The organism is Achromobacter aegrifaciens, from assembly GCF_902859965.1.
Taxonomy (GTDB): Bacteria; Pseudomonadota; Gammaproteobacteria; order Burkholderiales; family Burkholderiaceae_B; genus Achromobacter; species Achromobacter aegrifaciens.
In genome coordinates, this window is sequence record NZ_CADIKO010000001.1 from 1606924 (window position 1) to 1632158 (window position 25235).

At 60.0% G+C, this 25235-nt stretch carries 23 protein-coding genes; 7 read left to right on the forward strand and 16 right to left on the reverse strand.

Annotated features, from left to right (window positions below; genetic code table 11):
• From pglX (HV793_RS07475) to HV793_RS07535, 13 genes are all read right to left on the reverse strand, one after another.
• A complete protein-coding gene (gene pglX / locus HV793_RS07475) occupies nucleotides 1-1812 on the reverse strand; it encodes a BREX-1 system adenine-specific DNA-methyltransferase PglX (protein WP_175212937.1) in 1812 nt (603 codons plus the stop codon).
• The gene (locus tag HV793_RS07480; RefSeq protein WP_217481761.1) at nucleotides 1809-2066 is read right to left on the reverse strand and encodes a hypothetical protein; all 258 of its coding nucleotides are present in this window, start codon (nucleotides 2064-2066) and stop codon (nucleotides 1809-1811) included. The genes pglX (HV793_RS07475) and HV793_RS07480 overlap by 4 nt, the downstream gene beginning before the upstream one ends.
• Nucleotides 2063-2614, reverse strand: a complete 552-nt coding sequence (locus HV793_RS07485; protein WP_175212938.1) for a hypothetical protein — start codon at nucleotides 2612-2614, stop codon at nucleotides 2063-2065. Before HV793_RS07485 ends, HV793_RS07480 begins: the two co-directional genes overlap by 4 nt.
• Entirely contained in the window at nucleotides 2614-3753 is a 1140-nt protein-coding gene (locus HV793_RS07490; RefSeq protein ID WP_175212939.1) for an AAA family ATPase, read from the reverse strand. Before HV793_RS07490 ends, HV793_RS07485 begins: the two co-directional genes overlap by 1 nt.
• Complete coding sequence (gene pglX / locus HV793_RS07495) at nucleotides 3750-5561, reverse strand: BREX-1 system adenine-specific DNA-methyltransferase PglX (protein ID WP_175212940.1); 1812 nt, start codon at nucleotides 5559-5561, stop codon at nucleotides 3750-3752. Before pglX (HV793_RS07495) ends, HV793_RS07490 begins: the two co-directional genes overlap by 4 nt.
• Nucleotides 5561-6421 carry a DNA damage-inducible protein D gene (dinD, locus tag HV793_RS07500; RefSeq protein ID WP_175212941.1) on the reverse strand — a complete coding sequence of 287 codons (861 nt, stop codon included), beginning with the start codon at nucleotides 6419-6421 and terminating at the stop codon, nucleotides 5561-5563. Before dinD ends, pglX (HV793_RS07495) begins: the two co-directional genes overlap by 1 nt.
• Before the next feature lie 19 nt (nucleotides 6422-6440).
• A complete protein-coding gene (gene brxC, locus HV793_RS07505; RefSeq protein WP_175212942.1) occupies nucleotides 6441-9986 on the reverse strand; it encodes a BREX system P-loop protein BrxC in 3546 nt (1181 codons plus the stop codon).
• A gap of 11 nt (nucleotides 9987-9997) precedes the next feature.
• Nucleotides 9998-10654: a DUF1788 domain-containing protein gene (locus HV793_RS07510; RefSeq protein WP_175212943.1), complete on the reverse strand. Its 657-nt coding sequence runs from the start codon at nucleotides 10652-10654 to the stop codon at nucleotides 9998-10000.
• Nucleotides 10651-11262 (reverse strand): DUF1819 family protein, encoded by a 612-nt coding sequence (locus HV793_RS07515; protein ID WP_175212944.1) that lies wholly within the window; start codon nucleotides 11260-11262, stop codon nucleotides 10651-10653. Before HV793_RS07515 ends, HV793_RS07510 begins: the two co-directional genes overlap by 4 nt.
• A complete protein-coding gene (mads1, locus tag HV793_RS07520) occupies nucleotides 11255-11464 on the reverse strand; it encodes a methylation-associated defense system helix-turn-helix domain-containing protein MAD1 (RefSeq protein WP_076518291.1) in 210 nt (69 codons plus the stop codon). The genes HV793_RS07515 and mads1 overlap by 8 nt, the downstream gene beginning before the upstream one ends.
• 78 nt (nucleotides 11465-11542) lie before the next feature.
• Nucleotides 11543-12403 carry a phage integrase N-terminal domain-containing protein gene (locus HV793_RS07525; RefSeq protein ID WP_175212945.1) on the reverse strand — a complete coding sequence of 287 codons (861 nt, stop codon included), beginning with the start codon at nucleotides 12401-12403 and terminating at the stop codon, nucleotides 11543-11545.
• Nucleotides 12404-12972: 569 nt separating this feature from the next.
• Complete coding sequence (locus tag HV793_RS07530; protein ID WP_175212946.1) at nucleotides 12973-14151, reverse strand: STY4528 family pathogenicity island replication protein; 1179 nt, start codon at nucleotides 14149-14151, stop codon at nucleotides 12973-12975.
• Nucleotides 14152-14597: 446 nt separating this feature from the next.
• On the reverse strand, nucleotides 14598-14954 hold the full coding sequence (locus HV793_RS07535; protein WP_054455821.1) for a transcriptional regulator: 357 nt from the start codon (nucleotides 14952-14954) through the stop codon (nucleotides 14598-14600).
• A 42-nt stretch (nucleotides 14955-14996) separates the two neighbouring features.
• Here HV793_RS07535 and HV793_RS07540 point away from each other — a divergent pair, with 42 nt between their 5' ends.
• A complete protein-coding gene (locus HV793_RS07540) occupies nucleotides 14997-15554 on the forward strand; it encodes a hypothetical protein (RefSeq protein ID WP_175212947.1) in 558 nt (185 codons plus the stop codon).
• Between the two features lie 25 nt (nucleotides 15555-15579).
• On the opposite strand, the gene HV793_RS07545 is transcribed toward HV793_RS07540, so the two are convergent.
• Nucleotides 15580-15885, reverse strand: coding sequence for a hypothetical protein (locus HV793_RS07545; protein ID WP_125470748.1), 306 nt, complete (start codon nucleotides 15883-15885; stop codon nucleotides 15580-15582).
• A 218-nt stretch (nucleotides 15886-16103) separates the two neighbouring features.
• Between HV793_RS07545 and HV793_RS07550 the strand changes: the two genes are divergently transcribed.
• Complete coding sequence (locus HV793_RS07550; RefSeq protein ID WP_054455825.1) at nucleotides 16104-16556, forward strand: GNAT family N-acetyltransferase; 453 nt, start codon at nucleotides 16104-16106, stop codon at nucleotides 16554-16556.
• A 56-nt stretch (nucleotides 16557-16612) separates the two neighbouring features.
• Here HV793_RS07550 and HV793_RS07555 read toward each other — a convergent pair whose 3' ends face one another.
• Nucleotides 16613-17980 carry a ClcB-like voltage-gated chloride channel protein gene (locus HV793_RS07555; RefSeq protein WP_175160093.1) on the reverse strand — a complete coding sequence of 456 codons (1368 nt, stop codon included), beginning with the start codon at nucleotides 17978-17980 and terminating at the stop codon, nucleotides 16613-16615.
• Between the two features lie 489 nt (nucleotides 17981-18469).
• Here HV793_RS07555 and HV793_RS07560 point away from each other — a divergent pair, with 489 nt between their 5' ends.
• The 5 genes from HV793_RS07560 (at nucleotide 18470) to HV793_RS07580 (ending at nucleotide 23810) form a co-directional block, all read left to right on the forward strand.
• Nucleotides 18470-19147 carry a response regulator gene (locus tag HV793_RS07560; RefSeq protein WP_054455828.1) on the forward strand — a complete coding sequence of 226 codons (678 nt, stop codon included), beginning with the start codon at nucleotides 18470-18472 and terminating at the stop codon, nucleotides 19145-19147.
• The gene (locus HV793_RS07565) at nucleotides 19137-20621 is read left to right on the forward strand and encodes a sensor histidine kinase (RefSeq protein WP_119449770.1); all 1485 of its coding nucleotides are present in this window, start codon (nucleotides 19137-19139) and stop codon (nucleotides 20619-20621) included. The genes HV793_RS07560 and HV793_RS07565 overlap by 11 nt, the downstream gene beginning before the upstream one ends.
• Nucleotides 20622-20741: 120 nt before the next feature.
• Nucleotides 20742-21740 (forward strand): Bug family tripartite tricarboxylate transporter substrate binding protein, encoded by a 999-nt coding sequence (locus HV793_RS07570; RefSeq protein ID WP_054455831.1) that lies wholly within the window; start codon nucleotides 20742-20744, stop codon nucleotides 21738-21740.
• Nucleotides 21741-21849: 109 nt separating this feature from the next.
• A complete protein-coding gene (locus HV793_RS07575; RefSeq protein ID WP_119449769.1) occupies nucleotides 21850-22287 on the forward strand; it encodes a tripartite tricarboxylate transporter TctB family protein in 438 nt (145 codons plus the stop codon).
• Nucleotides 22284-23810 carry a tripartite tricarboxylate transporter permease gene (locus HV793_RS07580; protein ID WP_175212948.1) on the forward strand — a complete coding sequence of 509 codons (1527 nt, stop codon included), beginning with the start codon at nucleotides 22284-22286 and terminating at the stop codon, nucleotides 23808-23810. The genes HV793_RS07575 and HV793_RS07580 overlap by 4 nt, the downstream gene beginning before the upstream one ends.
• 226 nt (nucleotides 23811-24036) lie before the next feature.
• Here the strand turns inward: HV793_RS07580 and HV793_RS07585 are convergent, their stop codons facing one another.
• A complete protein-coding gene (locus HV793_RS07585) occupies nucleotides 24037-25203 on the reverse strand; it encodes a pyridoxal phosphate-dependent aminotransferase (protein WP_119449767.1) in 1167 nt (388 codons plus the stop codon).
• Between the last annotated feature and the right edge of the window lie 32 nt (nucleotides 25204-25235).

The window sequence follows — 25235 nt, forward strand, 5'->3', positions numbered from 1 at the left end:
TCAGTCCTCGTCCTTTGCGGCCAGGCCTGGAATCTTCTTCAGTGCACCCTCGAACTTGAGGTAGTTCACCTTCACTCCGTCGTCCAGGTCGATCTGCACCTGCTGGGTAGCCAATGGGTAGAGCACGTCACGCTCGTAGTCTTCCAGCTCGGCCAGCACCTTATTCAAGCGTTCGGTTTCCTTCAAGGCACGGGTCTTGTCGCCCTGGCTGCTGCCCGGGTTGATACTGATGGCGGCTTGGCGTTCTTTCTCGATGGCGAGCTTTTCGCGGTAGTCGCGCAGATAGCGCAGCACCACGCTCACCGTATCCGGGCGATAGCGGTGCATGTAAATCAGTGCATTGAAGCTGCCCTTCGGGCTGGAGAACAGCCAGTAGATTGGTCGCTTCTTGTAGCGTTTCACATGATCGGCATAGAACTCGCCTAGCAGGTAATCGCGCAGGCCATAGTTGCGCTTACCCTTAACGTTGAGCGCCTTCTCGATGAACGCCAGGTTGTCCACGTAATGCGCATCGCCAAACGCCACGCGCAGGAACTGGCGCAAGCGCGAGGTGATGTCGTCGGAAAACCAGTCATCGTCGCGATCGTCACCAAACGCATTCATCATTGGAATGACGTTGTCCTCATCCGGCAAGAACTTCGGATTTGGAACTTGCGCCAAGTACTCATGCAACGTGTCGCCCTGGTTGGCCAAAATCAGCCCCGGCTTGTCCAGGCTGTAGCGGCTGAACATGCAGCCCACGGCGTAACTCACCAGCTCGCGCATGGTGTCGGCCAGCAGCAGGGCTTCCAGCTCGTCTTCGCTCTTGTCACCGCCGTAGCGGTAGTGCGGGTTGCAGGTGAGGGTGATCTCTTCCAGCGGCACTTTGGGCGTCAGTTCATCTTGCAGGCCGTAGGCGTCGATGAAGATGCGGTTGTTTTCCTCCTCCAGGCGTTGCATTTTCAGCGTCATCTCGCGCCAGTGGGCGCGGAGCTTCTGGTAGCTGGCCTTGAGCGTGGGTTGGCAGTGGCCGGAGCGCAGCAGCGGGAGGCTGGTGAAGTCCCAGGAAGTTTCTACTGAATCCCAGTCGTCCTTTGATCTCAGAATTAGATCTTCAACCAAAGGGTTGACTTGCATTTCGGTATGTACATCACGAATAACTGGAATTTTGCATAAATGCTCAGCTTCAAAATTGAGTGTTGGAGAAAGGGCACCAAGTACGTATCTGACATATCGGGTATTTAATAGTCCAGTAAAGTAGGCGGCTGACTCATCTGTATCAAAAAAAATTGCAGATCCTGCAACGTCGAAGATAAAACCTTGCGGAAAGTATCTCGCAGCGAATGTTCCGCTCGAAATCTTTGACCAGCTTACGCTAGACTTGAAATAGCAATCCTGATTCTTGAGACGGCCGCCTGGACTTGTTTTGTTGAGCTCCTCATGAAAATCCTTTATCTCTTGTCCGTCATTCTTGTAATTGATGACGAAATCCTGATTTCCGTACCAGCGACGGAACTCCCCGCCTTTGTTATAAGGGAACCACTTTTTCCGACTATCTGAAGCAGCCTTCAGACTACCTAGCTTCATCCCAAAATCGCTTTGAGAAATTTCGTGCCAGACACGCAGAAATCTGCTGTTATTTGATGTGGTTGCTCCTTGCTTAGGCTTTGAAATGTCTTCAAGCTTCTTGTCGCCTGCAAAGTGATCCAGTACCGATTGGTATACCCAATACGCAATTGGGGCGCTTGGAATCTTCTTGAAGTCCACAGTCGAAGCCCGGAAAAAATACTTTTCCATCCCATGCTCACGGTTGCTGTTCTGATCTCCGCTCATTCTGCTTCTCCCACCGGCAATATCTTGCGGCCAAAATCAATCTCGAACCCATCGGACACCGGCTTGAACGGCTTGCCCGGCGAGCGGCAGCTGCTCTGGAACTGGCGCAGAGCCTGAATATCTATTTCGCCGATGACGCAATAGTCGGTCACGCCACCTTTGACCCGCAGCACATCACGGGCCCAACTGTCCTTGAACAGGGTGCGGATGCGGCTGTCGCTGATTTGACGATGATTAAGGTGAATGGCAATCATTGGATGGCCTCTGCAACTGCTTCGAAAGGCGCTTCGCGTCGCACCTGCCACTCTGGAAACTGCTGATTCCATGATTCAACTGAAAGCACTACGCAGTCAGCAATGTGCTTGCGCTTCCATGCCTCGAATGATTCCTCCCGGATGTCAGTCAGCAGGCGGTCCTTGAAGCCGAACATGAGTGCTTTCTGGCGATCCGAGTCAAACGCATCCAGGCCAAGCAAAACTACGTATTTGAACGGCTTGCTGTCTCGTTCCATCAGATGCAGGTAGAGGTAAGAGTCACGTGCCTTAGGCGTCAGCTCTTGCGTTAGAACGGAGTTGTCAGACAGGCGCTTCAAGTATGCATTTCGGTCTTTGTCTTGGCTTTTTGTGTGAGATGGATCCTTAATTTCAACCAGCAGGATGTCCTGATCACGCTCAATCACCAGATCAACGAACTTCATTCGCACGGGTAGCTTGACGCCCTGTTTATCCAGCTCGCTCCAAATCAATTCATCAGGAAAACTAAACAGAAGCTCAGCGTTCTCCTCGGCACGGTAGGTCTGCATTAGTCGCTCCCCAGTGCACGCTTAACGTCTTCATCGTACAGCTCTGCGAAAGCGCTGCTGATAGCGCTTCGAGCAACAATGGCGTAGTCCGACTGACTTTCTCGCTGAACATCATCACTGCCGGAATCACGGTACAGGCGATGGAAGGCAACCTGATCTCCCTTGCCCTTGTCCATCAACAGGTCAAACCACTTGAGCAGCACATAGTCATGGGTGGCAAGGATAATTTGCTGACCGTTGCGAGCCAGTTCCAATAGCACCTGCACCAGATCCTTCATCAGCTTGGGATTGAGGTTGGATTCGGGTTCATCCCATAGCAGCGGGCCGGTGATGCCGGGATTAAGACTGCCATTGCTGAGGAGTCGCTGAAGCACGCCAATTTTGCGGAATCCCTCGGCCGTCATGCCGCTGGACAGGTGCTGTTTGCTGCTGGGCACGAATTTCCATTCGGTGCTGTCCTGGTACATCTGCGCATGCTGGGCCTTGCTGCGCGTGGCGGCATCCTTCTCCACGTAGCGGCCAGCCTCGAAGACGAAGCGGCCGTTTTCCAGCAGGTATTGCCCGTCAATCAGATTGGTCAGACGAGGCACGATGCTGGCAAAGCGTGGATCGAGTTGAACTTTAGCGTCCAAGTCGGATCTGCCTTCTTTGGCCAGGTGGTTGGCCAGATCCAGATAGCCATCGTCGAAGATGCGTTCGATGGTGGGTAGGTCGGGCTGCTCTGCCGTAAGGCCCCGCACCAGCGACAACACCTCTTTGGTCGGAATGAAGATGGCGGGCGCCGGCGCATCACCGCTGGTAGCGGTGACCTTGGCTGCGGTGTCCTTGCCATAGAACTTGGCTGTGACCACTTGCTCTGATGCAAAGGTGCCTTTGAGTACTGACTTCCCTCTTGTACCGGCACGGCGCAGCCCGCCTACCTGCCCGCTGAGCGGGTGGTAGAGGCGGCACAGCTTGCGGGCCAGTTGCTCATCGGTCTGTGCGCCATGGGCTTCCGCGCCACTCAGGGCCAGTATGGCTTTGAGCAGCTGGGTCTTGCCCGTGCCGTTTTCGCCGATGACGATGTTGATGCCTGGCGAGAAGTCAATGCTCAGATCGGTGAAGGCGATGAAATTTTTGAGGTACAGCTTGCTGATCATTTCGCCCTGCCTTGTTCGATAGCCTTGGTCAGCATTTCCATCTTCTCCGCTTCCGAGTTGCCATCCACCAGTCGCAGATACGCGCCCCGATAGTCCGGCTTGTGTGCGTTCTCCAGCACAAAGGCCGTGGTGGAAACGACTTCGCCGCCAATGCTGTCGAAGGCCCGCGCCCCCAGGTGTGCCATGGAAAGAATGGTGTGCTGGTTGAGGATGCGGCTGCGCAAAGCCTCGAACGACGAAAGGAACATCCAGCTCTGCATGGTGATCATCGCCACTGCGCCCCCCGGCAATACCATGTCCAGGTTCCGCTCGATGAACATCGCAAATAGGTCGGACTTGCTGCTGGGGTAGTTCTCCTTGGCCCACGCGCTCAACCGACCATTCATGCCCTTGCCGCCCATGTACGGCGGGTTGGCAACGACCACGTGATAGCGCGGGCCCAGGTATTCGGCCATGCGCAGCACAGTCAACACCTTGCGATGGGTTTCCGCCAGGAACAGATTGCCGCCCATGTCCTTGGCTTCCAGCGTCGCCAGTGTATCGGCCACGCTGCCCAGGCGTGGGCGGATCAGCGAGCCGAAGTTGTCAGCCTCGTTGAACTGTTGCAGGGTTTCGCGCAGTTCGTGGGTAAACAGGTCGCGGTCTGTAACGCTCATGTACTCGTCCAGCTCGTCGCGCTCGAAGCTGGCCTTTTCCAGCACGCAGATGTTGGGCTTGATGCGCTTGTTGAAAAAGCGCCGCTGGCGAGCGCGTGCCTTCATGCTCAGCGCGAAGGCCGCCAGCTCACCAGCGCGCTCGTCCAGCTCGATGCCGTACAGGTTGTGAGTGAGGATCAGTTCCGGGATCTGCGCCGGATCGAAACCTTCCTCTTCGTACATAGCGTAGAGCAGGTCGAAGGCGTAGGTGAGCATATGCCCGGAGCCGCAGGCCGGGTCGCAGACCTTAATATCCTGCGGGCCGTTGATACGGAGGAAATTGGTCTCGGGCTTTTCCGGCGGGATGTAGTAAGCCATTTGCTCGGCCAGCTTTGAGACGGGACGGTTAAGCAGCCACAGCCGGCCCAGCGAGTTGTCCACCAAGTAGCGCACGATCCAATGCGGGGTGAACAGCTGGGTAGCTGCGGGAATGTTCTCCGGCGTGATCTTCTGATTCTTCTTCAGCCCCTCGAAGACGGCATCCTTCTTCTCCGAGATGTAGAACTGGTAAAGCCAACCGATGACTTCCACGTCTGTGCAGGCATCGGGCGTCATGGCCTCACGGGTGTAGGCAAGGATGGAGGTGCCCGACAGCAGGTCGTCAGGCATCAGCAGCTCGGTGTAGTCGTCGATGCGCTCGAACAGGAACGGCATGGCCTGATGCCAGGCATTGCAGGCGGCGACCACCAGCAGGCGATAAGCCTCGCCCTGGCCGTCATGGCTGGGCGTGCGGCCTGCCAGCAGATCGGCGATTTTCTGCCGCGCCTTGGGTGGCACCATGTCTTCGTCGAAGTGGCCCATCTTGGCTTCGAGCAGGATCTCCGGCTGGAACTGGCCTTCGGCGGGCGACACCACGCCAATGCGCGTGTAGCGGTTCACATCCATGAAACGCAGGGCGCAGAAGCGGTTGAACCAGGTGTAGGCCACGCGCTCGATGACCGGATCCTGGCCACCGCTTTGTGCAATGGCTTCTTCCAACTTCTTCACAGCTTGCGGGCTTTCGCGCCGGGCCGCGCTATTGGGCGACAGCACTAGGGTCAGCTTGGCGCTGACCTGCTCACGCAGCGTGCGGCGGGCAAACTGGGCGAATTTCTTGAGTTTGCTGGTGTCCATCAGTCGGCCTTCTTGCCCGGCAGCTTGCCCGAGCGTTTTTCGAGTTTCTTTTCGTCGGACTTCACCCGTCGCTCCAGCTTCTTGATGTCTTCCTCCGCCGGCAGATGCTCGGGCTGGATGCCTCGCTGGCCGAGCATGCCGCGCACGCTGAGGTTGTTCTGCACGTGCTCGTCGGTGATGCGGGTTTCGCCGTGCAGATTCGCCTGTTGCACGTTGTGGTTGGTCATCTCCGTGGCCAGGTTCTTGGCCGCGATGGTGAGGGTTGGCAGGAAGTCCGCCAGCGGCCGGGCCGGGGCAACCCCCAGACGGTCTTTCATCTTCTGGGTGCTGTTGCCGCCGAACAAGGCGGTATCGCCCCTGGAGCGAATGCGACCGAAGCCGGCGTCGTCCACGCCCCGTTCATAGATGTTCTGGGACAGGGATTTTTCCGATTCGCGCAGGCGGTCGCGTGCATCCAGGCGAGCCTGCAGACGCATGCGCTCCTCGATCAGCTCCTGCTTTCGGGTCTGAGTGGCGAAGTAACTCTGGGCGAACGCGATGGCCTCCTTGCGGGGGTCGCCGTTCATCGCGACGAGATAGCAGGCGTAGCGGGTGAGCATGAAATCGTCGACCGGGCGCTCGGCACCGCTGCCAAGAGGGACCATTTTCGTGACGCCACGAAAATGGTCGTCCACGCTGTAACCCGTTGATTCACAAGCCTCCATAGCCCGCCGGATGGCGGTCATGAAGTTCTCCCAGCGGGCATAGCCGAGGGGTTCCTGCAGGTCGCGGGCGTACCAGAACTCGATGTTTTCACCGGGTATCCCCTGCGCCAATGCATCAAGATGGTTTTGCATGCGCTGGATGACTTCATTGGCCATGTCGCTGTCTCCCTTTGTCTCAGATCTGTACCCGATTGCCGGCCTGGATTTCCTTCAGCCAGGCTTCACGCTGCTTTCGCAGGTAGTCGTCCAACTCGGCCTCCGACGCCAGCCACGGCTTGGCATAGCTGACCTTGATGGTGCGTGCGGGCACCAGCTTGGGCTCAGGGGCTGGCGTGGATGGGGGAGTCGCACCGCCGGGGCCAGGTAATGCGGGGTGTGGCGCAGGATCGGGCGACGCAGGCCGGGCAAGTTGTTCCAGTTGCAGCAGCAACCGGGGGTAGTCCTCGTCTTCAAATCGGCGCAGTTGGTCGCGGATCATGGCGATGCGCTTGTGGGCCTGGATGCTTTGCCGAGCGTCGTCGAAGGGCTGGATGAGCCGCTTGCGGTCAGTCGGGTTCAGCTGGCCGAATTCCGTCGCGTCTTGCAGGCGCTGTTCCAGCTCCAAAAGGCGATCATTGGCCTGTCCCTTTTCCTGCGCCAACTGCTGCTCAATGGCGTGCTGCAGAGCATCCAGCTGCGGTTTGATCTGTTGCAGGCGGTTGCCTTGCCAGGGGCATTTGTCATCCAGCAAACCTCGCACCGCATCGACTTCGGCAGCGCCAATGTAGGCGAAGTTGTCTTCCTGCTCGGCGACCAATTGGCGTGCCTGGTCGTAAATGGCTTTCTGCGGACTGCGCATGAAGCGCCGCAGCGGGTCGATGGTGCTCTCCTTGGTGTCCAGCAGTGCATCTTCGGCCCGGGCCAGATCCGTCAGAAACCAATTCGGGTTTTTGCCGGCCATGTCCTTCAAGGTGGTCAGCACCGGTGCCAATGCGCCCAGGAAGGGGTATTGCGCTTTTTGCCCATGCAGGGCACTCAATTCGGTTTCCAGCGTTTTCAGTGCATCGACGGTTTCACGGGCCAGTGCCCGGGCTTCGTTGCCGGCGGCGGGCTGATCGAAGAACTCGGCATAGAACTCCTTGAGCGTGCGCACTTGTGAGGCGCTGAACTCGATCTGCGGCTCCAGCACCAGCGAGGGATGGGCATGGGTATTGAGCAAGCCGCGTTCCAGCGCATCGTCTTCAAGCGGGTTGCTGTCCTGCCGGACCTCGACCTTGCCCCGTGCGCACAGCAGGGACAGGTTGCACAGGATGGCGGCGTGGTACCAGCCGTAGTTCTTGCGCTCGAAGTGCTCAAGCAAGCTCTTGACCGTAGTACGCACGCCGCCACGGGCATTGCTCTGGATGAAGGCCAACAACTCCTGCTCCGGCTCGGTCAGGCTGGCGGCGTCGTTGGCCAGCAAGCCATCCTTGGCCATGCGCAGGTATTTGCCGATGTCGGCTTCGGCAAATACCACATCATCGCGCAACATGCGCAGGTTGGGGTAGGCGGTCTGCACCAGTTGCTCGAACCCCTTGAGCACGCGGGTCTGGCCATCTTCGCCGCCAACGTCCACGTCTGACGCGTTGATGATGAGCCTGGCTTTGCCCAGCAGCGCACGCGCGCGAACCTGTAGATCGTTCAGGCGCTCGGTGTTCTGGGAACCCTTGGCGTCGAGAATGCGTTTGACGGTTTCTTGCTGGGTATTGCTGTTCTGGCGGATGTATTTCTCGGTGCGCTTGTGCATGGCCAGGTCTTGCATGAAGCGCGCATCGGCCGGTAGGACCACCCGCAGCTCATCGCGCCCCATGCTTTGCATGCGCTGCTGCGTGAGGAATCCTTCGGAATCGTCAAAGCCATCAGTCAGCGGCGAGATGACATGGATGGCCAGTTCGTGCTCGCGGCTGAGCACCCGATCGTCAAGCTTGCGGGTGTAGGGGTAGTCCTGGCCGGTACCGTAGCGGATCTTGCGTTGTTTGATGACACCGTCGAACAGCAGCTTTTCAAGCTCCTTGGCCAGATCGGCGTTTTCGATGTCGGTGTTCTTGATTTCCTGTTCGACGTCTTTTTCTTCGTCGGTCAGGTATTCATAGACATCACCATTGCGCTGAATGTAGGTCTGCTGCTCCAGCAGATTGAGCGCTGCTTCGAGCCTCTTGTGCTGGGTGGGAATGTCCTCGCCAAAGCGCTCCAGCATCAGCACGCTCAGGTTGCGTGGCGTAGCCTTGAACTCCTTGACGTACTTGACCAGGAACAGCGCCTTGAGCACGCGCACGGCGTACGCATCGTTGAGGTTGCGTTCGGCCACGTTGATGGCACTCTGGATACCGCCTTTCAATGCACTGCGGATGCCCTCGAACATGCGGTCGAACGTGGCCAACTGACCGACCGATTCGTTCTCGATTGCCATGGCGACATCGCGAAACACCCCAAGCATGGAGCGCTCGCCGACCGAGTTGGCCTTGCCTTCGAAGCCGTTATGCAGCGACAGCCCGCGAATGGCGGCCTGGAACAGCGGGAATTGGTAGGGAACGAAAGGGTAGGCGTAGATGAAATGCTCTTCGTCGCGGAAATTCTGATAGCGCTGGCCACCATCGGCAAACTCGAACAAGGTCTTGAAGTTGTTGGCCTGCTGCGCATACACACCCTGCAGCAGTTGGCGCCCGTCGTCGTTTTTGGCCAGCAGGCGCTTCTGGATCACCTCGGCCACATCGGCACTGGTGAGTTTGAGGCGGTTGGCAAAGCGGGCCTGGATCTTGGAAAAGTCGTTGCTTTGCTGCTTGCTCATGTCGCCCAGCACGTCGGTCATGTCCTCCTGGGCGGTGACGATGATCCAGGCACGGCCCTGGCATTTGGTGGCCAGGCTTTCAGCCACCGTCTGCAGGTTGGTCATGAGCTTGGTGTTGTCGGCGATGTACTGCCCGACTTCGTCAACGAAGAAGTTCAGACGGAAGTTGGCCGGTTGCTGGTCCAGCCAGGCCTTGACCTGATTGCCGAAATCTTCGATGGACACGCTGTACTGGCTGCGGTATTTGTCCAGGATGCCCTTGGCATGCGCGGCGTCTTCGCCGGTGACCTCGGCGTAGGCCTTGGCAATGTTGCTCGATTCAAGCAGGGCTTGTTCTCGGCCCCGTTCCCACGGTTTTTTGGCCAGGGCCTGGTAGGTTGCCTTGAAGGTCTGAAACTGGCCGCGCCCGTCCAGGTCGCGCTCAAACTGTGCGATATAGCCCTGCTTGCCGTAGTAGCCGCAGGTTTCATTAAACACCTTGACGAATACCGACAGCAGCGCGTCGACCTGTGTCTTGCTGATGATGTCGGCCTTCTGGTCAATGTTGAACAGAATGCTCTTGGATGGGATGGCAACGGCCTGTTTCAGCTTTGCGCGCAGCAGCTCGTCGTCGGGATGAATCTTGGGCAAGAAAACATCCAGCGCAGTACTGCCGTCGACTGCCCTGTTTTCCAGCAGTAGGGCCAGCATCTTCAATAGATGCGACTTGCCCGAACCGAAGAAGCCCGACACCCACACGCCGTTGGCGACCTGATAGTCGGTATAGGCCTCCAGGAATTGCTCAAGGCGCTTGGCGACTTCGTCGGTCAGCACGTACTCGCTGAGCTCCGTGTACAGGCTGGCCTCATCGTCTGCCTTGATGACGCCTTCGATCGGACGGCTGACCGGGCGCTTGAAAATGCCTTTGAGTTTCATCGGGTGCTTCCTCACGCCTGGATGTCGAAAATATTGAATGCGCGGTAGTACTTGTCGTCATGCAGCAGCCCGAACAACTCCAGGGACGCCCCTTGTTCCAACGAGTGGCGGTACTCCCCCGGGAAGAACATCACAGTGGGCTTGTCCTTGGCGGTGCTCTGCAGGTTGTTCAGCACGTTGTGCGAGCGGATATAGGGGAAGACTTCACCGACCCCACTGAGGAACAGCACGTCGTAGTCACTTTGCGCCAGCCGCTCGCCGATCTCCGGGATCAGATGCCCTTTGATGTCCAGGACGTTCTGCAACAGCTCTTGCAAGGCTTCTTTCTCGACCTCCGGCTCGGCAGCGAGAATCTCATCCCACAGATTGCTGCCCTCACTGCTGCCTTCGCGCGCCTTGAGCATGTCGATGGTCAGGTCGTAGAGGTTGATCTCCAGCACCTTGACGCCCCGGCCCTGCAGGCATTCCACTTGCAGGCCTGCCAATGTGTTGACCAACTGGCGGCGCATGCGCTGGATCTCGAAGGCCTCCGATGCCTTGAACTCGCAGATGTAAAAGGGCAGGTCGTTGTTCAACCCCCGCATCTGCAGGAATCGAGGACTGGCAATGACCTCGCGCAAATGGTCGAAGCGTTTTGCCAGCGGCTGTTGGTTGATCTTTTGGCTCATTTCAGCCACCTCTTGATCTCTTGGTCGCTTGCTGGGAACACCAGAAGCTCATCGACACCCCGCCGAGCCAGCAGCAGGGCGAGCTGCGGGGTCAGTACCGTTGGCTGGATCAGCAATTGCTCGGAGAGCAATTCAGCCTCGCGCAACATGCGGAACAGGTTCTGCCGAATCTTGCGTTGGGTGGACTGTGCCAATTCGTCCAGTTCGTCATGCCAGAGTGCTTTGGCGCTGACGAAAGCCTCGTAGTCGGCCGCGCTCAACTGCCGTCTCAGAACGAGAAAATTCTCGCGCAGCACTTCCCTGGCAAAGTCACGGACAAAGGCGTAGCGCCGGCAGGCAGCGACCCAGAGCAGATAGGCTCGGTCCCGCAAGTTGGAGTTGATCAGGACTTCCAGCTCTTCAAAGTCGAGTAGTTCAAGACGCGCGATCAACTCTTTGCTGATGCGGGTGGACGCGGCAGCCGTCCTGACTTGCAATACGTTCCCGCTACGCACATGCGAACGTGTTTGCTCCCAGTCCTGTGTGGTCAGGTAGTGCTCGGCAATCGCCGGGGCTTCGAGCAGGAACAGGCCGCCTGTGGTGAAAGATAGGCGGTAGCGCTCAACCATCATCGCGCTCCTGCCGGGCATCGTCACTGTCGCTGGCTCCGCCGGCCTTCACCCAGTCATCGACTTCCGTCCTCTGGAATTTCCAGAGTCTGCCCACTTTGTGAGCGGGCATGTTGCGCTTAGCGATCCAGGCATAGACAGTGTCCTTGCTGACCCCCAGGTGTTCGGTGATTTCTTCAACGCTCAGCCAGCGGTCGGTCATGGCAATGGATTCGCAGCAATTTGTACAAGAGCCAATTTTACTGGATTTAGCCTGGTTTTGCAGGATTTGCCATGATCTTCAGCCGAGGTAGACGGCCACGATCGCCAATCGATCATGGCCCAGCTCTTGGCTAATCATGAGACGTGCATATTTGTCTCTATGGCGCTCTGTTGGACCCAACTGGCCTGCAGCTGGTCCGCCCGCCGCAGGTGCCTTCCACCCCGTAAGCGCCTCATACCGCATCTGTGCGTACCGATGCCGCAGTCCGTGCATGTTTCTGAGACCCGCCGCCTTGCATTGCCCATCGTAGACATGCCGCTGCTGGATGTAGGTCTTGTGAGTTGGAATTAGCGAGCCCGAACCTGACAGCTGGTGAGCTTCGTCCAGGACCGCACGCTGTTCCGGTGTCATGATCGGCACCGTCCGGTCCCGCCCACCCTTGGCCCATGAACCTTTGATGGCGATGTGGTCGCCACGATCGGCATAGCGTGGCTGGAACTTGATGGACTCTTCCCGCCGCAGGCCGAAGACCGCTTGCAGGCGCAGGCTCATGCGAACGTGTGTATCAGTGACTCTGTCCAACCTGTCGCCCAGTTCCTTGGCCTTGCTCTCGTTGGTCACATAGCGGCGCTCAGGGATGCCCAGCTTGGTGTTGTCCGCTGGCAGGATGCCCGCCTTGCCAATCTTCTCTGCCCACCAGCGCAGATGCGCCATGCGGTTCTTGATCGTGCCAGCCGACAGACCTTCGGCTTGCCAGCGCTGCAACAGAGCTTCGACATGCTTGCCCTTGAGCGAGGTGGCCCGCATCTGGCGAAAGCCTGCTTCGCGCAGTTGGCGGGCGACTAGGCTCAGCGACCGTTGCCGGTCCGCCTGGGTGGCGTGGCTGCCGTCGCGGTTGCGCAGGCAAAGCTGACGCAGGGTATAGGTCAGGTCGTCCATTGGCGTGGACCTCCATCGGCTTTGGGGCTGAGATACAAAGGTCAGTGTTTGTGCCAACTCGCCAGGGCGAGATCCCCGAAGGGCAAGGGCCAGGTGCTCAGTTCACCTGTGGCCTCGAATGAGGCGTCCGCCTTGCTTCCTGTGGGAAGGCCGGGCGGAGGGATGGCAAGGGACGACAACGCGATGTGCTGGGATGGGTACCTCCTGTGATGCAGTGTGGAAAAGGTGTCTGCGGGCCACGCAAGGTCGAGCGCCCGGAACGGGGATGTGTGTTGCGACGATGGCGGGACGAACCACACCGAGGATGAGGAAGGCTCTGCCCATGGGTGGGGCGGCACACAGAGCGAGCCTGGGTGTGCCTGGGTGGTTCCGCCCGGTGAGGCCGGGTCGGCGCTTGCAGGAACCTGCGTCAGGGTTCCGGTGTTCATACCCACCGGCAGGTCGTTGCTGGGCCAGTGTGCCGAGGCATCGTCATGTGCGCAGCCATCAATGCGATGCTGCTCCAACCCGCATTGCTGCTGCAGTTTGCCGGGCCGTCACTGCGGTGGGCAGTGACGGCCCCATCGCCTTCATGTTGCGCCCAGTGGTCCGAGCTTTGCAGCAGAGGGCATGTTCTTGGGGGGCGTTGGCAGCAACCCGCTGCCAGCCATACTCGCAATGACCTGCCCGATCCCGATGGGCCGGGGTGGCAGGTTCAGCTTCTGCCGGAGCTGTTGCAGGTGCCACCGCCCGATCTCGCTGATCCCTGATGATGCAGGCGGGCCGCTGGGTGACGGCGAAGGGGCAGCCGGTGAGCCATGTGGGCTATTGCTGACGACCCGTGCGGGTGCGGTCTGCTGCAAAGCCTGTTTGCGTGCCGCCCAAAGCTTGAATACGCCTTCCACGGCCTTCTTGATCAACCCGTAGAGGTAGGCGATGGCGTTGCGCACGCCACCTGATTCGCAGCGCACGTCCCACTCGGCCAGCACGGCCAGGCGCTGCTCCGCAGGCAAGCCCCTGAGACGCGCGGTGAGGATCTGCTGCTGGTCCAGCGGTAGCTGCCGGAAACGGATGGGCACGTCCAACCACGATGCCTGCACTTCGGTTGGTGACCGGTATGTACGTACTTCTTTTAATACTTCTTTTTGTACAGTACGTACTGCTGTCGCAGACGCGGGTACGGGTTTCGGAATGTCGCTGCTGGCTTCGGGCACGCGGGAATCGGGCGGAGTTGGGCCACCAGGACCACCCGGATCATGGTCATCGCCACGGTGCTGCAAGTGCCCGATCCGCTCCTGCATCGTTGCAGACAGCTTAGCCAACCGGTCCGGATGACGCACGGCCTCATCAAGAATGGACTGCGCCAGTTGGCCAATCGTCGCGCTGGCATGGCCGAGCGCCCGTTCCAGCAGGGGCAGATAGTCCTCGTCCTCCAGGCAAGCTTCGTCGAACGGGAGGGGCTGGTTGCGTACTGCATAGCGGCTGGCCATCGAAAAGCCGGTCATCGGATTGCGGCGGTATTCGACCAGCGCAATCCACGTGGACAGCCGCAGGCACAGCACGGCCCTGGAAACGGTTTCAAGGGCCGCCCGCTCGCTGCCTGGTGCGCTGGGCAGGTATCCGCGCAGCGCGTCGTAGCTGAGAACCACGGTGCCGTCGCTGCTGGCCAGCGAACGGAAAGTCAGCCAGGCGTTGCGCTCCAGCGGTGTCAGCCGCTCATCGAGCAACAGGGCTTTCGGGGTGATGATGTCTGAGGCTTGGTGTGACATGGCGAGGCTCCTATCGGTATCGGCCAGCTGGCCAAAGGAGCCGTCATCTCACCCCGGCATCACCGCTGCTGCAGCCATCAATCCGAACTGCGTGCCTCCCGTTTTTTGAGCTGAAGCAGGGCGCAACATCCTTGGTGTTCCGAGTCAGGAGGTGGGAAAATGAGCCGCTTGCAGAGCATTGGACGTTGGCGCACGTCGATGGCCGGTTTCGCTGCCACTGATCAGGTCGTCCGCTGACGCATCGCACCGGTAACGGGAGAGCGGAAAGCGTCCAGGGAGGGCCATCCACCGCTACCAAGAGACACGCTTGGTTTTTTGATCCAAGAATAGATCCAAGCGCGTCGATGGGGCTCAAAAACTCCTTTGAAAATCAACAGCATGCGGCGAAAACGCCACTTCTGTATCGGGAAATAAGCCTGCGCGGCGGCATGGAGCAGCGCTGCAGCTCAGGGCTTGCGCGCCGCTTCCACCAGGCATTCCGACAAGCGGTCGAAATGCGACAACGCCGCCTGGCTGAGTTCGACCTGCTTGCGGCGCGCGTCCTCGGTATCGACGAGCAGCACCCAGCCTTTCTCGCGCATCGATTTCAAGCGCGCGTGCAAGGTCGCGGGTGACCCTATGCTATCCACCGCCATCACATCGCGCACCGACAAGCGGCGTTGTTCCTGCGACGCGCGCGCGATCAGCGTGAGTATGCGTTCTTCCAGGGGATCGAGCGACGGCAGCGCGGGCAGGCCGCGCAGCGCATCGGTCAGGCGCAAAAAACGCATGTAGATGTCGGCGGGTCTCTTTTTTTCTTTCATGGATAATGGACGCGGCGACTGACAAGCGGCGGAATTCGAGGTATGGGGAACATTCTAGATCAGGGTAAGTGGGCTCTGGTGACGATGGCGCTGTTCCTGGGCAGTCTGGCGGTCAATGAATGGGTGTTCACCAATCTTGAGTTTGTGCGGGGCATCAATTGGATCTATCTGCCGGCGGGCGTGCGCCTGATATGCACCTTGCTGTTTGGCCTGCCTGCGGCGCTCGGGCTGCTGGCCGGATCGTGGATCGCCTGCTTCTGCTACTACTTTCCTGACGACATGCTCCGCTCCGTGGCGGGGGGCATCATGGCCGCTGCCGCTCCCTACCTGGCCTATCGCTGGGCCCATTCGGCACTGCGATTGCAGCCCGACCTGGCCAACCTTACGGCCTGGCGTCTGCTGATCTGCGCCGTAGTCTATGCGGTAGTGAATACGACCATTCACCATCTCTGGTTCTTTCTCCAGGGAGAGAGAGCCGCGCTCGCCGACGGCTTCATCGCGATGCTGACCGGAGACATTACGGGATCCTTGTTCGTGTTGTACACGCTCAAGGTAATCAGCGCCTTGGGACGCGCGGTCCTGCGCCGGCGCGCTGCCTGACTGCCTGAAGGAACCTGCCTCGGGCTTAGCCCGTCACTGCGGCCGGGTCATCTTCGGACTCGCTGTCTTCCTGTATCGGCGCAAGCGCCGAGGCTGCTTCGGCCTTGCCCAATGCCCGTTCGGCACGCTCAGCCAGCAGGCGCATTTCCCGCGCTCTTTTTCCATGTAGCACCCGGCCGAATGTATTGAGGTTGAGCGCCATGGTTCTCAACTCCGACAACTCACTCTCCGACAAGGCGATGCCGCTATCCCTGTGCTGCTCGACCCGGTCCAGCACGCCTGAACAAGCCTCGAAGAACTTTGCATAGTCGTTCCACAGGTTGTCGGACACGCTGTTCCCCGGGAAAGACGTATTAGGTGCCATCGACACTCCTTTGCGGAATCACTCTGCGACTTTCTGCGGTGATCGCACATCATCTTCGGGGTATACAAGCGAACTATTAGTTATAAATTTTATAACTAATTATAAAAATAATCCTGCGACGGTCCGGACGTCCTATATTTCCGGGAAATCCGCCCACGCCGGGCAGCGCTTCATCCGGACCTCGCATGCACCCTGACATACGCCTCGCCAGCCTCGACGATCTGCCTGACATCGAACGAATCGTCGCGCAAGCCTATGGCCACTATGTTGCGCGCATCGGCGCGACGCCCGGACCGATGCTTGATGATTACCGTGCCCGCGTCACGCAGGGCGTGGTCCATGTGCTGCGGGTGCGCGATACCGTGCAAGCTGTGCTGGTCCTGATTCCGGAAGCCGATTGCCTGCTGCTGGACAACATCGCGGTGGATCCGCAAGCGCAGGGAAAAGGCTATGGCCGCGACCTGATGCAGTTCGCGGAAACCGCGGCGCGCCAGGCCGGCTATGCCAGCATCCGGTTGTACACGCAGGAGAAAATGACCGAGAACATCGCGATCTACACGCGATACGGTTATGTGGAAACCCATCGCGCCGAGGAAATCGGTCTGAAGCGAGTTTTCATGAAAAAGCCCCTTATTTAAGGGTTACTTTCCCTATTTCGCTAATGCGAGTATTCGCTCGTATTAGTGAAATACCGTCATTCCTCACGTTCCTTGACAACGACGCGCTGCGCGCGCCGATTGCTGGCCAACGATTTCGAATAGACCGAATCCGGCCTTATCCGATGCGCAATCACGTAGCCTGTGATGCAAGCCAGCATGAGCGGCAGCATGACTTCATAGCTGAGTGTCATCTCGAAAATCATCAGGATGGACATCAATGGCGCATAGGTGGTGGCGGCCAGCAACGCCCCCATGCCCACCACCGCATAGCTCGATACCGCCGACAGATCCCCAGCGGGGAACAGAGCCTGCAGGCCGGTCCCGTACAAGGCGCCCAGCGCCGCCCCCACGAATAACGTCGGCGTGAAAACGCCGCCTACCGCGCCCGATCCCACGCTGGCGGCGGTGGCCAGCGTTTTCAACAGCAGAATGGCGGCCACCGCCTGCCAGGCCCACTGCGTATGCAACATGCTGTTGACCACGCTGTAGCCATTGCCCCAGACCTCGGGATTCACGACTGACAAGGCGCCGACAATCAGGCCGCCCAAGGCCATGCGTACCCACAACGGCGCGGGTACGCGGCCGAACGCGGCGCGTGCAGTGTCCAGGAAGCGCAGGAATTGCGGCGCCGCCAGGCCGGCGATCACCCCCAATCCCAGATAGTTGATGACTTCCCACCCGGACACGAAAGTGAAGGGCGGCATATGAAAAACCGCGTCGTAATGCAGGATCTGGCGCGTCACAATGTTCGCAACGACCGACGATACGACCAGCGGCACCAGCGTGGCTGAAGCTATCGCGCCATAAACGATCTCGGAAATGAACAGGGCTCCGGCGATGGGCGCGTTGTAGGCGGAAGTAATCCCCGCCGTGGCGCCACAGGCGACCAGCAGACGCAGATGCCTGGGAGGCAGCACCAGATAGCGGCCGGTCAGGGATGACAACATCGCTGCCAACTGCACCATGGGACCTTCCCGGCCAATCGAGGCGCCGGAGCCGATGGAGAAAATCGACGACAGGCTGCGCGCGACAGTCTGGCGAAAGCCGATAACCCCGCGGCCGATGGAAATCGCCTCCATGTAGTCCGCCGCGCCGCGCTTGGGCAACCACCTGGCCGCCATTTGCAGGACCGCGCCCGCGATGGCGCCGCCTATGGCCGGCATCAGGAAGCGTTGCCAGGGACTCAACCCGCGCGCCAAAGACACCATGCCGTGGGGAGTGTCCTCGCCGCCCAGCAGGATTTGTGTCCAGGCCAGCATTTCGCGAAAGACCACGGTGGCCAGCGCCCCCAAGAGGCCCATCAGCGCCGCCGCGCAAAGCGTGGCCGGCAAATTGTCCGCCAACAAACGGCTTCTCAGCCAGATTGCCCAACCTGATTTCTTGATTCTGATTTCTGTCGCCATGGCGGAATTCTACGGCGGAACCTGCTCACTTTTTGTTCAGTTCCCAGTCAAGAATGGCTGCGCGCCTCCCCTCGAATGCCCCTTTCCGCGAACGCCCTGGAGGGCCTCTAAACGCCCCTGGGAGGGCAAAAAAGCAGGGTGGCAACCGGACGTTTTTCGGGGTAAAAGGGCCGTTTTTGGAACCCGTCCGGCAGAAACGCCCTGTGGATAACTCCTAAGTAGACGCCTTGTGCACATTTTGTGGAGGCAAGTTGAACAAGCAGGGGTTTCGGACAGGGTCCAAAATCTTGTCCAACTTCAGCTTTTTTCCCACACAGAGTTCTTGCACAGCCAAAAACGGTCGCAAGCTGATGAAAAAAAAGAGGTTTTCAAGGTTAAGGTAGTTATCCACAGGCCTTATTAATCATTAGTCTTTATATAAAGAGAAATAAAGGAAAAGCCAAACATGCTCTCCCATTCCGCCCAGCCATCCCCCCCCGGACTCCGTCCATGCGCATCCTTCTGATAGAAGACGAAGCCGAACTTGCACGCTGGCTTTCAAGAAGCCTGGCCAGGCACGCTGGTTTCGTCGTTGAATGGGCTGATGACGGGCTGGTCGCCGAAAGAAGGCTGGCGATGGAAGAATTCGATGCCGTCATCCTCGATCTGGGACTGCCGGGCATGGATGGCCATGCTTTGCTCGCGAAGATTCGCGCGCGGGACGACCGTACGCCGGTGCTGGTCTTGACCGCGCGCGATTCGCTGGCCGAAAAAATCGGGACGCTCCACCAGGGAGCGGACGATTTCCTGCCGAAACCGTTTGTTGTGGAAGAGTTGGAAGCGCGGCTGATCGCGCTCATCCGTCGCAGCCGCGGGAGAGAGCACCCGCGGCTCACGCTGGGAAACCTGGCCTTCGAAACTTCCGCTCAAAAATTCACGGTCAACGGGCAGCCCTTGCAGTTATCCCCACGTGAACACTCGGTTCTGCGGGTACTGATTCAAAAAAGCGGCGAACCCATCAACAAGCAACAGATCCTGGATCGCATCCTGACGGACGATGCAGACATCAACCTGGAGGCCATCGAGGTCCTGGTGCACCGTTTGCGCAAAAAATTGGCGGATACCGGTGTGCAGATCGTGACCATGCGAGGCATGGGCTACTGCCTGGAGAACCTTGTTGACAACTAGAAGTGCGGAAAAAAAGGGGTTTTTCGCGGCAAAAAAACGTAATCGCACCCTGAAGAGCCAGCTCCTCTGGTGGCTGATCCCCACCCTGGTCTTCGTGATGATGGGCGCCTTGTGGCTGTCGAACCACCAGCTGCGCAACCAGGTCGACATTGCCTACGACCGTTCGCTCTCTGGGGCGCTGCGCGCGATCGACCACAACATATCCACAGCCAGCGGTGGATTAGCCATGGAGCAGCCATACCTGATGCTGGAATTTTTCGAGCTGACGGCCAATGGCAGCGTGTTCTACCGGGTTGCCACGGAGGACGGACTGGCCGAAATCGGCAGTCCGGGCCTGCCGATGCCTGCCGAGCCGCTGGTTTCGGGGGAACCGCGGTTTTTCTATGCCGACTACCAGGGCACGCCCGTGCGCGTTGCGGCGCTGGCGCGCCCCATGGATCCTCCGCTATACGCCAACAAAGGGGGACGGGTTATCGTGCAGGTGGCCGAAGGCCTGGATACCCGGCAGGCCTTCCTGCACCAAGTGCTGGTACGCTCGGTGGAACGGGACCTGGCCGTGATCCTGATCAGCGTCCTGGTGATCGTCCTGGGCGTTTTCATGGCCCTGCGTCCCCTGGCCAGGCTGCGTCAGGAGGTGGAAGGGCGTTCTGCGGACGATTTAAGCCCCGTGAGCGCGTCGGACATGCCAGGGGAGGTCCTACCCCTAGTCGCGGCCGTAAACCTCCACATGGCCCGTTTTGCGGCTCAGGCGAGGGTCCAGAGCCAGTTCCTGGACGACGCCTCGCACCAGTTGCGCACCCCTTTGTCGGTTTTGCGGACCCAGACGGCCTATGCCTTGCGTGAAACAGACCCCCAGGAGGTCCGTACAGCCCTTCTGGCGATGCAGGAGGGGTTGGACAGGGCGGTACGCACCACCAACCAAATGCTCGCGCTGGCGCGCGCTAAAGACGCCTCCCTGGCCGAGGGCGGTTTCAGCCCCGAGCCAGTGGATCTGGTGGAGCTGGCTGATGGGGTCATCCGCAGCCTGCTGCCGACCGCCCGGGCCCGCCAGCTCGACATAGGCCTGGAAGCCGAGATCCGCCCGGTGGTGGTCCAGGGGGCGGACTGGCTGCTGAGGGAGGCCGTCAGCAACCTGGTGGACAACGCCATCCGTTACACCTCGTCTGCGGGAGAAGTCACGGTAAGGGTCCAGATCGACACTGGCCAGGCCAGGCTGGTCGTCGAGGACAGCGGCCCGGGTATGTCGGCGGAGGACATTGCCCGCGCCTGCATCCGCTTTCGCCGGGGCGCCGCCGGCAAGAACAAGCCCGGGGCCGGGTTGGGGCTGGCCATTGTCGGGACGATTGCCGAAATCCTGGGGGCGCGGCTGGTCCTGGAGAACCGGGTGCCCTTGCCGGGCCTGAGAGCGGCATTGGTGTTTACCCTGGAACGCCCGGAAGATGCTGCGCCGCACCAGAAAAACGGCGGAATTTGAAAGCTTTTGGAAAGCTTCGTTTTTGTACGGTTGCGTCCACTGGGGCCGTTATTGCGGAAAGAACCGTCTGAGCAGAGCTTCCAGCCATACCTAGACCTATAAATCTCGGAGACGCAAAAAATGCAGACTAGTCTGAAACTGCGCCTGGCCGCCGTCGCGGCGCTGGGCACGATTACTTTGTCCCTTGGCGCCGCCCACGCGGCCGACGAGCCGCGCCGCCCGGAATGCATCGCGCCCGCCCAGCCTGGCGGCGGTTTCGACCTGACCTGCCGCCTGGCCACCGAAGGCTTGAAGCAAAGCGGCGCGCTCAAAAGCGCCATGCGCATCGTCTACATGCCTGGCGGCATCGGCGCAGTGGCCTACAACAACATCGTGGCCCAGCACCCGAACGAACCGGGCACCATCGTGGCGTTCTCGGGCGGTTCGCTCTTGAACCTGGCCCAGGGCAAGTTCGGCAAGTACAACGTCAACGACGTGCGCTGGCTGGCTGCCATCGGCACCGACTACGGCGTGGCCGTGGTTCGCAACGATTCCCCGTACACCGACCTGAAGAGCCTGATGGACGCCTTCAAGCAGGATCCGACCAAGATCGTGCTGGGCGCCGGCGGCACCGTGGGTAGCCAGGACTGGATGAAGGCCGCGCTGACCGCCAAGGCGGCTGGCGTGGATTTCAAGAAGATGCGCTTCGTGGCGTTTGAAGGCGGCGGCGAAGCCGTCACGGCCCTGCGCGGCGGCCATATCCAGGCCTACATGGGCGATGCGGCAGAAGCCTTCACCATGCTCGAAGGCGGCGCACCCATCCGTGTGCTGGCCGTGTTCAACGATCAGCGCCTGCCGGGCAAGCTGGGCACCGTACCTACCGCCAAGGAGCAGGGCTATGACATCGTCTGGCCGATCATCCGCGGCTTCTACGTCGGCCCGAAGGTGTCGGACAGCGACTACCAGTTTTGGGTCGACGCCTTCAACAAGACCGCGGCCTCGCCCGAGTTCGACAAGCTGCGCCAGCAGCAGGGCCTGTTCCCCTTCAACAAGACGGGTCCCGAGCTGGACGCCTACGTGAAGAACCAGGTCAAGGTCTACGGCGAACTGGCCGATTCGTTCGGCCTGGTCAAGAAGTAAGCCGCAAGGCTCCCCCTTATCGCGTTTTTCAGGATTCCCCGCCGCCGGCATTGCCGCGGCGGCAGGGGAGCGCTGCGCCGCGCGATGCGACTACAACGGAAAAGTGATCATGAACGATCGAATATTGGGCGTGGCGGCGCTAGCGCTGGCCGCCTTCATGACCGCGGCGGGTTGGGGAATCGAAGCCCCGTTCGCCTATGAGCCTGTGGGCCCGCGCGCCTTTCCCTTGCTGCTGGCCTTGATCATTGGCCTGTGCGGCCTGTGGCTGGTCTACAAGGGCGGTCATCAGGTCGAGGCCAATCCGCCCGGCGCCAATGCGCGCATCGCGCTGATGATGGCGTTTGTGGTGGCCTATGCCTTCCTGTTCCAGTGGCTGGGTTTCGTGATTGCGACAACCCTGATGACGATATTCGTCGGCCGCCTGTTCGGGGGCGGTTGGGTCAAGTGCGCCATCGGCGGCGCCATCATGAGCATTCTGTTTTTCTTGCTGTTCGACAAGGTGCTGGACGTGGTCCTGCCCACCGGTTTGTTGGAGACCCTGATATGAGCGGCATTCTTGATCACTTGGCGATAGGCTTTGGCGTCGCCTTTACGCTGACCAACCTGCTGGTGGCCATGATCGGTTCGTTCATCGGGACCATGGTGGGCGTGTTGCCCGGCCTGGGACCGGTCAACGGCGTGGCGATGCTGATTCCGATCGCGTTCGCGATGAACCTGCCGCCCGAGACCGCGCTGATCCTGCTGGCTGCCGTGTACGTGGGCGCCGAATACGGCGGCCGCATCACCGCCATTCTGCTGAACGTGCCGGGCGAGGCCAGCGCCATCATGACGACGCTGGACGGTTATCCGCTGGCGCGGCAGGGCATGGCCAGCGTGGCGCTGTCGCTCTCCGCCTGGTCCGCGTTCTTCGGCGCCATCGTGTCGGTGGTGGGCATCATCCTGCTCGCGCCGTTGCTGGCGAAGTGGGCGTTGGCCTTCGGTCCCGCCGAGTATTTCGTGCTGATGATTTTCGCGTTCTGCTGCTTGACCAGCTTGCTGGGCAAGCAGCCCGTCAAAGGCGTGCTGGCAGCGATGATCGGCCTGTCGATTTCGGTGGTGGGCGTGGATGCGAATTCCGGCGTGTATCGCTACACCTTCGAGTCGGTGCATCTGGCCGACGGCATCGAATTCGTGGTGGTGGTGATTGCGCTGTTCGCGGTCAGCGAGATGCTAGAGATGCTGGAGAAAGTGGTGGCAGGGCATAGCGTCGAGGTCAAGCCCAGCGGCCGCAAACTTTTCAACTTGAAGGAAATGGCGCTTACCTGGTGGAGCGTGGTGCGCAGCTCGCTGGTGGGATTTGGCGTGGGCGTGTTGCCTGGCGCCGGCGCCAGCGTGGCCGCGGCCGTGGCGTACTCGCAGGAAAAGCGCATCATCGAAGCCAAGGATCCGGACGCGAAGTTCGGCAAGGGCGACATGCGCGGCCTGGTCGCGCCGGAAGCCGCCGCCACGGCGTCGGCCATCGGCTCGTTCGTGCCCATGCTGACGCTGGGCGTGCCCGGTTCGGGTACCACTGCCGTGATGATGGGCGCGCTGACGCTCTACAACATCACACCGGGCCCGGTGCTATTCGACTCCAAGCCCGAACTGGTGTGGGGCTTGATCGCCTCACTGTTCGTGGCCAATGTGCTGCTGTTCGTCATGAACGTGCCGCTGGTGCGCTTCTTCGCCAAGGTGCTGTCGGTGCCGGGATGGCTGATGGTGCCGGGCATCCTGTGCATCAGCTACATCGGCGTCTACGCCATCAACGCGGGCACTTTCGATCTGCTGCTGGTGGCGGGCATAGGCGCGCTGGGTTACTTCCTGCGCAAGTTCGGCGTGCCGATGGCGCCGCTGGTGCTGGGCGTGGTGTTGGGCAACATGATGGAGCAGAACCTGCGCCGCGCGTTGTCGATCACTGATGGTGACGTCGGCGTGCTGTTCGCCAGCCCGGTGTCGATCTCGATGTGGGTGGGGGCGGCTGCGGTCGTAATCGTGCCGCAGATCATGCGCCGCATGCGCAAAGCGAAAAAGCTTGCCGCTGGTCCGGCCTGATTCCTCGGCTGCGCGGCTGTTGTAAAGGGCAGCAGCCCCGCTGCAGACTCTGGGCCGGGAATTGCAAAGGGCGCCTTTTTTTATGGGCGCCCTTTTTTTGTTTGTGAATTCGCTTTGGATGGTCTCTATTTTTATTGCGAGCTTTTATTCATGTTTTTCAATAAAAGCGCTTGTATAGAGAGACAAAGGAAAAGTGAAGTCACTATGTGGCAATCAGTAGAGGGCGTCAGACCTGCGCCAGGCGCTCCAAGGCCGCATCGAGTGTCGCGTCTTTTTTCGCGAAGCAGAAGCGCACGATGCGATGGTTGGATTCCGCCGCGTCGGGCTGGCGATAGAACGCCGATACCGGTATCACCGTGACGCCATGATTCACCGTCAGGTCACGTGCGAAGTCGGCCTCGTTCTGCTTGGAAATCTGGCTGTAGTCCGCCAGCAGGAAAAATGTGCCCGGGCTGGGCAGGGGGCGGAAGCGGGTCTTGGCCAGCCCCTGCGCGAGGCGGTCGCGCTTGGCCTGATAGAACGCCGGCAAATCGAGGTAAGGCTTGGGATCGCGCATGAATTCGGCCAACGCGAACTGCATGGGCGAGGGCACGGTGAACACCATGAACTGATGCACCTTGCGCAGTTCAGCGCTGAGCTGGCGCGGTGCGCAGCAGTAGCCGATCTTCCAGCCGGTGGTGTGATAAGTCTTGCCGAAGGACGAGATCACGAAGGCATGCTGTGCCAGCAACGGGCGACGCGCCACGCTGGCATGTGGCTTGCCATCGAACACGATATGTTCATAGACCTCGTCGGACACCAGCAGCACGCCAGTGTCGCGCACGATCGCCTCCAGCGCGTCCAGATCGCTGTCATCCAACACGGCGCCGGTGGGGTTGTGCGGAAAGTTCAGCATCAAGAGACGGGTCTTGGACGTGATGGCATCGCGCACACGCTGCCAGTCAATGCGGTAGTAGGGATCGGCTTCTGTGGGCGCGCGCAGCGGCACCGGCACGGCGGTGCCGCCTGCCAGGCGGATCGCCGGCAGGTAGGAGTCGTAGCAAGGTTCGATGACGACGACTTCGTCGCCGCTGCCAACGGCGGCCAGCACGGTTGCCATCAGCGCTTCGGTTGCGCCGCTGGTGACGGTGATCTCGGTTTCTGGATCGTAGGCATGGCCATAGAGTTCGCGTGTCTTGGCGGCGATGGCTTCGCGCAAGGGGGCCACGCCCGGCATGTAGGGATACTGGTTGTGGCCGTCGGCCATGGCCTTGGATACGAGGGCGCACAAGGCGGGATCGGGATCGAAGTCGGGAAAGCCCTGGCCCAGGTTGATGGCTTTGTGTTCGATGGCCAGGCGGCTCATCACGGTAAAGATGGTGGTGCCAACGTCGGGAAGTTTGGATCGGATCATGGTGGACGCGAGAGTGAACGTTGCTAGCAGAG

What these genes read in the sequence shown, in the direction of transcription:
- brxC (WP_175212942.1), bottom strand. Translation starts at nt 9,986, where the DNA reads ATGAAACTCAAAGGCATTTTCAAGCGCCCGGTCAGCCGTCCGATCGAA.
- HV793_RS07525 (WP_175212945.1), bottom strand. Translation starts at nt 12,403, where the DNA reads ATGGACGACCTGACCTATACCCTGCGTCAGCTTTGCCTGCGCAACCGC.
- HV793_RS07510 (WP_175212943.1), bottom strand. Translation starts at nt 10,654, where the DNA reads ATGAGCCAAAAGATCAACCAACAGCCGCTGGCAAAACGCTTCGACCAT.
- HV793_RS07490 (WP_175212939.1), bottom strand. Translation starts at nt 3,753, where the DNA reads ATGATCAGCAAGCTGTACCTCAAAAATTTCATCGCCTTCACCGATCTG.
- HV793_RS07485 (WP_175212938.1), bottom strand. Translation starts at nt 2,614, where the DNA reads ATGCAGACCTACCGTGCCGAGGAGAACGCTGAGCTTCTGTTTAGTTTT.
- mads1 (WP_076518291.1), bottom strand. Translation starts at nt 11,464, where the DNA reads ATGACCGACCGCTGGCTGAGCGTTGAAGAAATCACCGAACACCTGGGG.
- HV793_RS07550 (WP_054455825.1), top strand. Translation starts at nt 16,104, where the DNA reads ATGCACCCTGACATACGCCTCGCCAGCCTCGACGATCTGCCTGACATC.
- dinD (WP_175212941.1), bottom strand. Translation starts at nt 6,421, where the DNA reads ATGGCCAATGAAGTCATCCAGCGCATGCAAAACCATCTTGATGCATTG.
- HV793_RS07580 (WP_175212948.1), top strand. Translation starts at nt 22,284, where the DNA reads ATGAGCGGCATTCTTGATCACTTGGCGATAGGCTTTGGCGTCGCCTTT.
- pglX (WP_175212940.1), bottom strand. Translation starts at nt 5,561, where the DNA reads ATGGACACCAGCAAACTCAAGAAATTCGCCCAGTTTGCCCGCCGCACG.
- HV793_RS07585 (WP_119449767.1), bottom strand. Translation starts at nt 25,203, where the DNA reads ATGATCCGATCCAAACTTCCCGACGTTGGCACCACCATCTTTACCGTG.
- HV793_RS07535 (WP_054455821.1), bottom strand. Translation starts at nt 14,954, where the DNA reads ATGAAAGAAAAAAAGAGACCCGCCGACATCTACATGCGTTTTTTGCGC.
- HV793_RS07530 (WP_175212946.1), bottom strand. Translation starts at nt 14,151, where the DNA reads ATGTCACACCAAGCCTCAGACATCATCACCCCGAAAGCCCTGTTGCTC.
- HV793_RS07575 (WP_119449769.1), top strand. Translation starts at nt 21,850, where the DNA reads ATGAACGATCGAATATTGGGCGTGGCGGCGCTAGCGCTGGCCGCCTTC.
- HV793_RS07515 (WP_175212944.1), bottom strand. Translation starts at nt 11,262, where the DNA reads ATGGTTGAGCGCTACCGCCTATCTTTCACCACAGGCGGCCTGTTCCTG.
- HV793_RS07560 (WP_054455828.1), top strand. Translation starts at nt 18,470, where the DNA reads ATGCGCATCCTTCTGATAGAAGACGAAGCCGAACTTGCACGCTGGCTT.
- HV793_RS07570 (WP_054455831.1), top strand. Translation starts at nt 20,742, where the DNA reads ATGCAGACTAGTCTGAAACTGCGCCTGGCCGCCGTCGCGGCGCTGGGC.
- HV793_RS07540 (WP_175212947.1), top strand. Translation starts at nt 14,997, where the DNA reads ATGGGGAACATTCTAGATCAGGGTAAGTGGGCTCTGGTGACGATGGCG.
- HV793_RS07480 (WP_217481761.1), bottom strand. Translation starts at nt 2,066, where the DNA reads ATGATTGCCATTCACCTTAATCATCGTCAAATCAGCGACAGCCGCATC.
- pglX (WP_175212937.1), bottom strand. Translation starts at nt 1,812, where the DNA reads ATGAGCGGAGATCAGAACAGCAACCGTGAGCATGGGATGGAAAAGTAT.
- HV793_RS07555 (WP_175160093.1), bottom strand. Translation starts at nt 17,980, where the DNA reads ATGGCGACAGAAATCAGAATCAAGAAATCAGGTTGGGCAATCTGGCTG.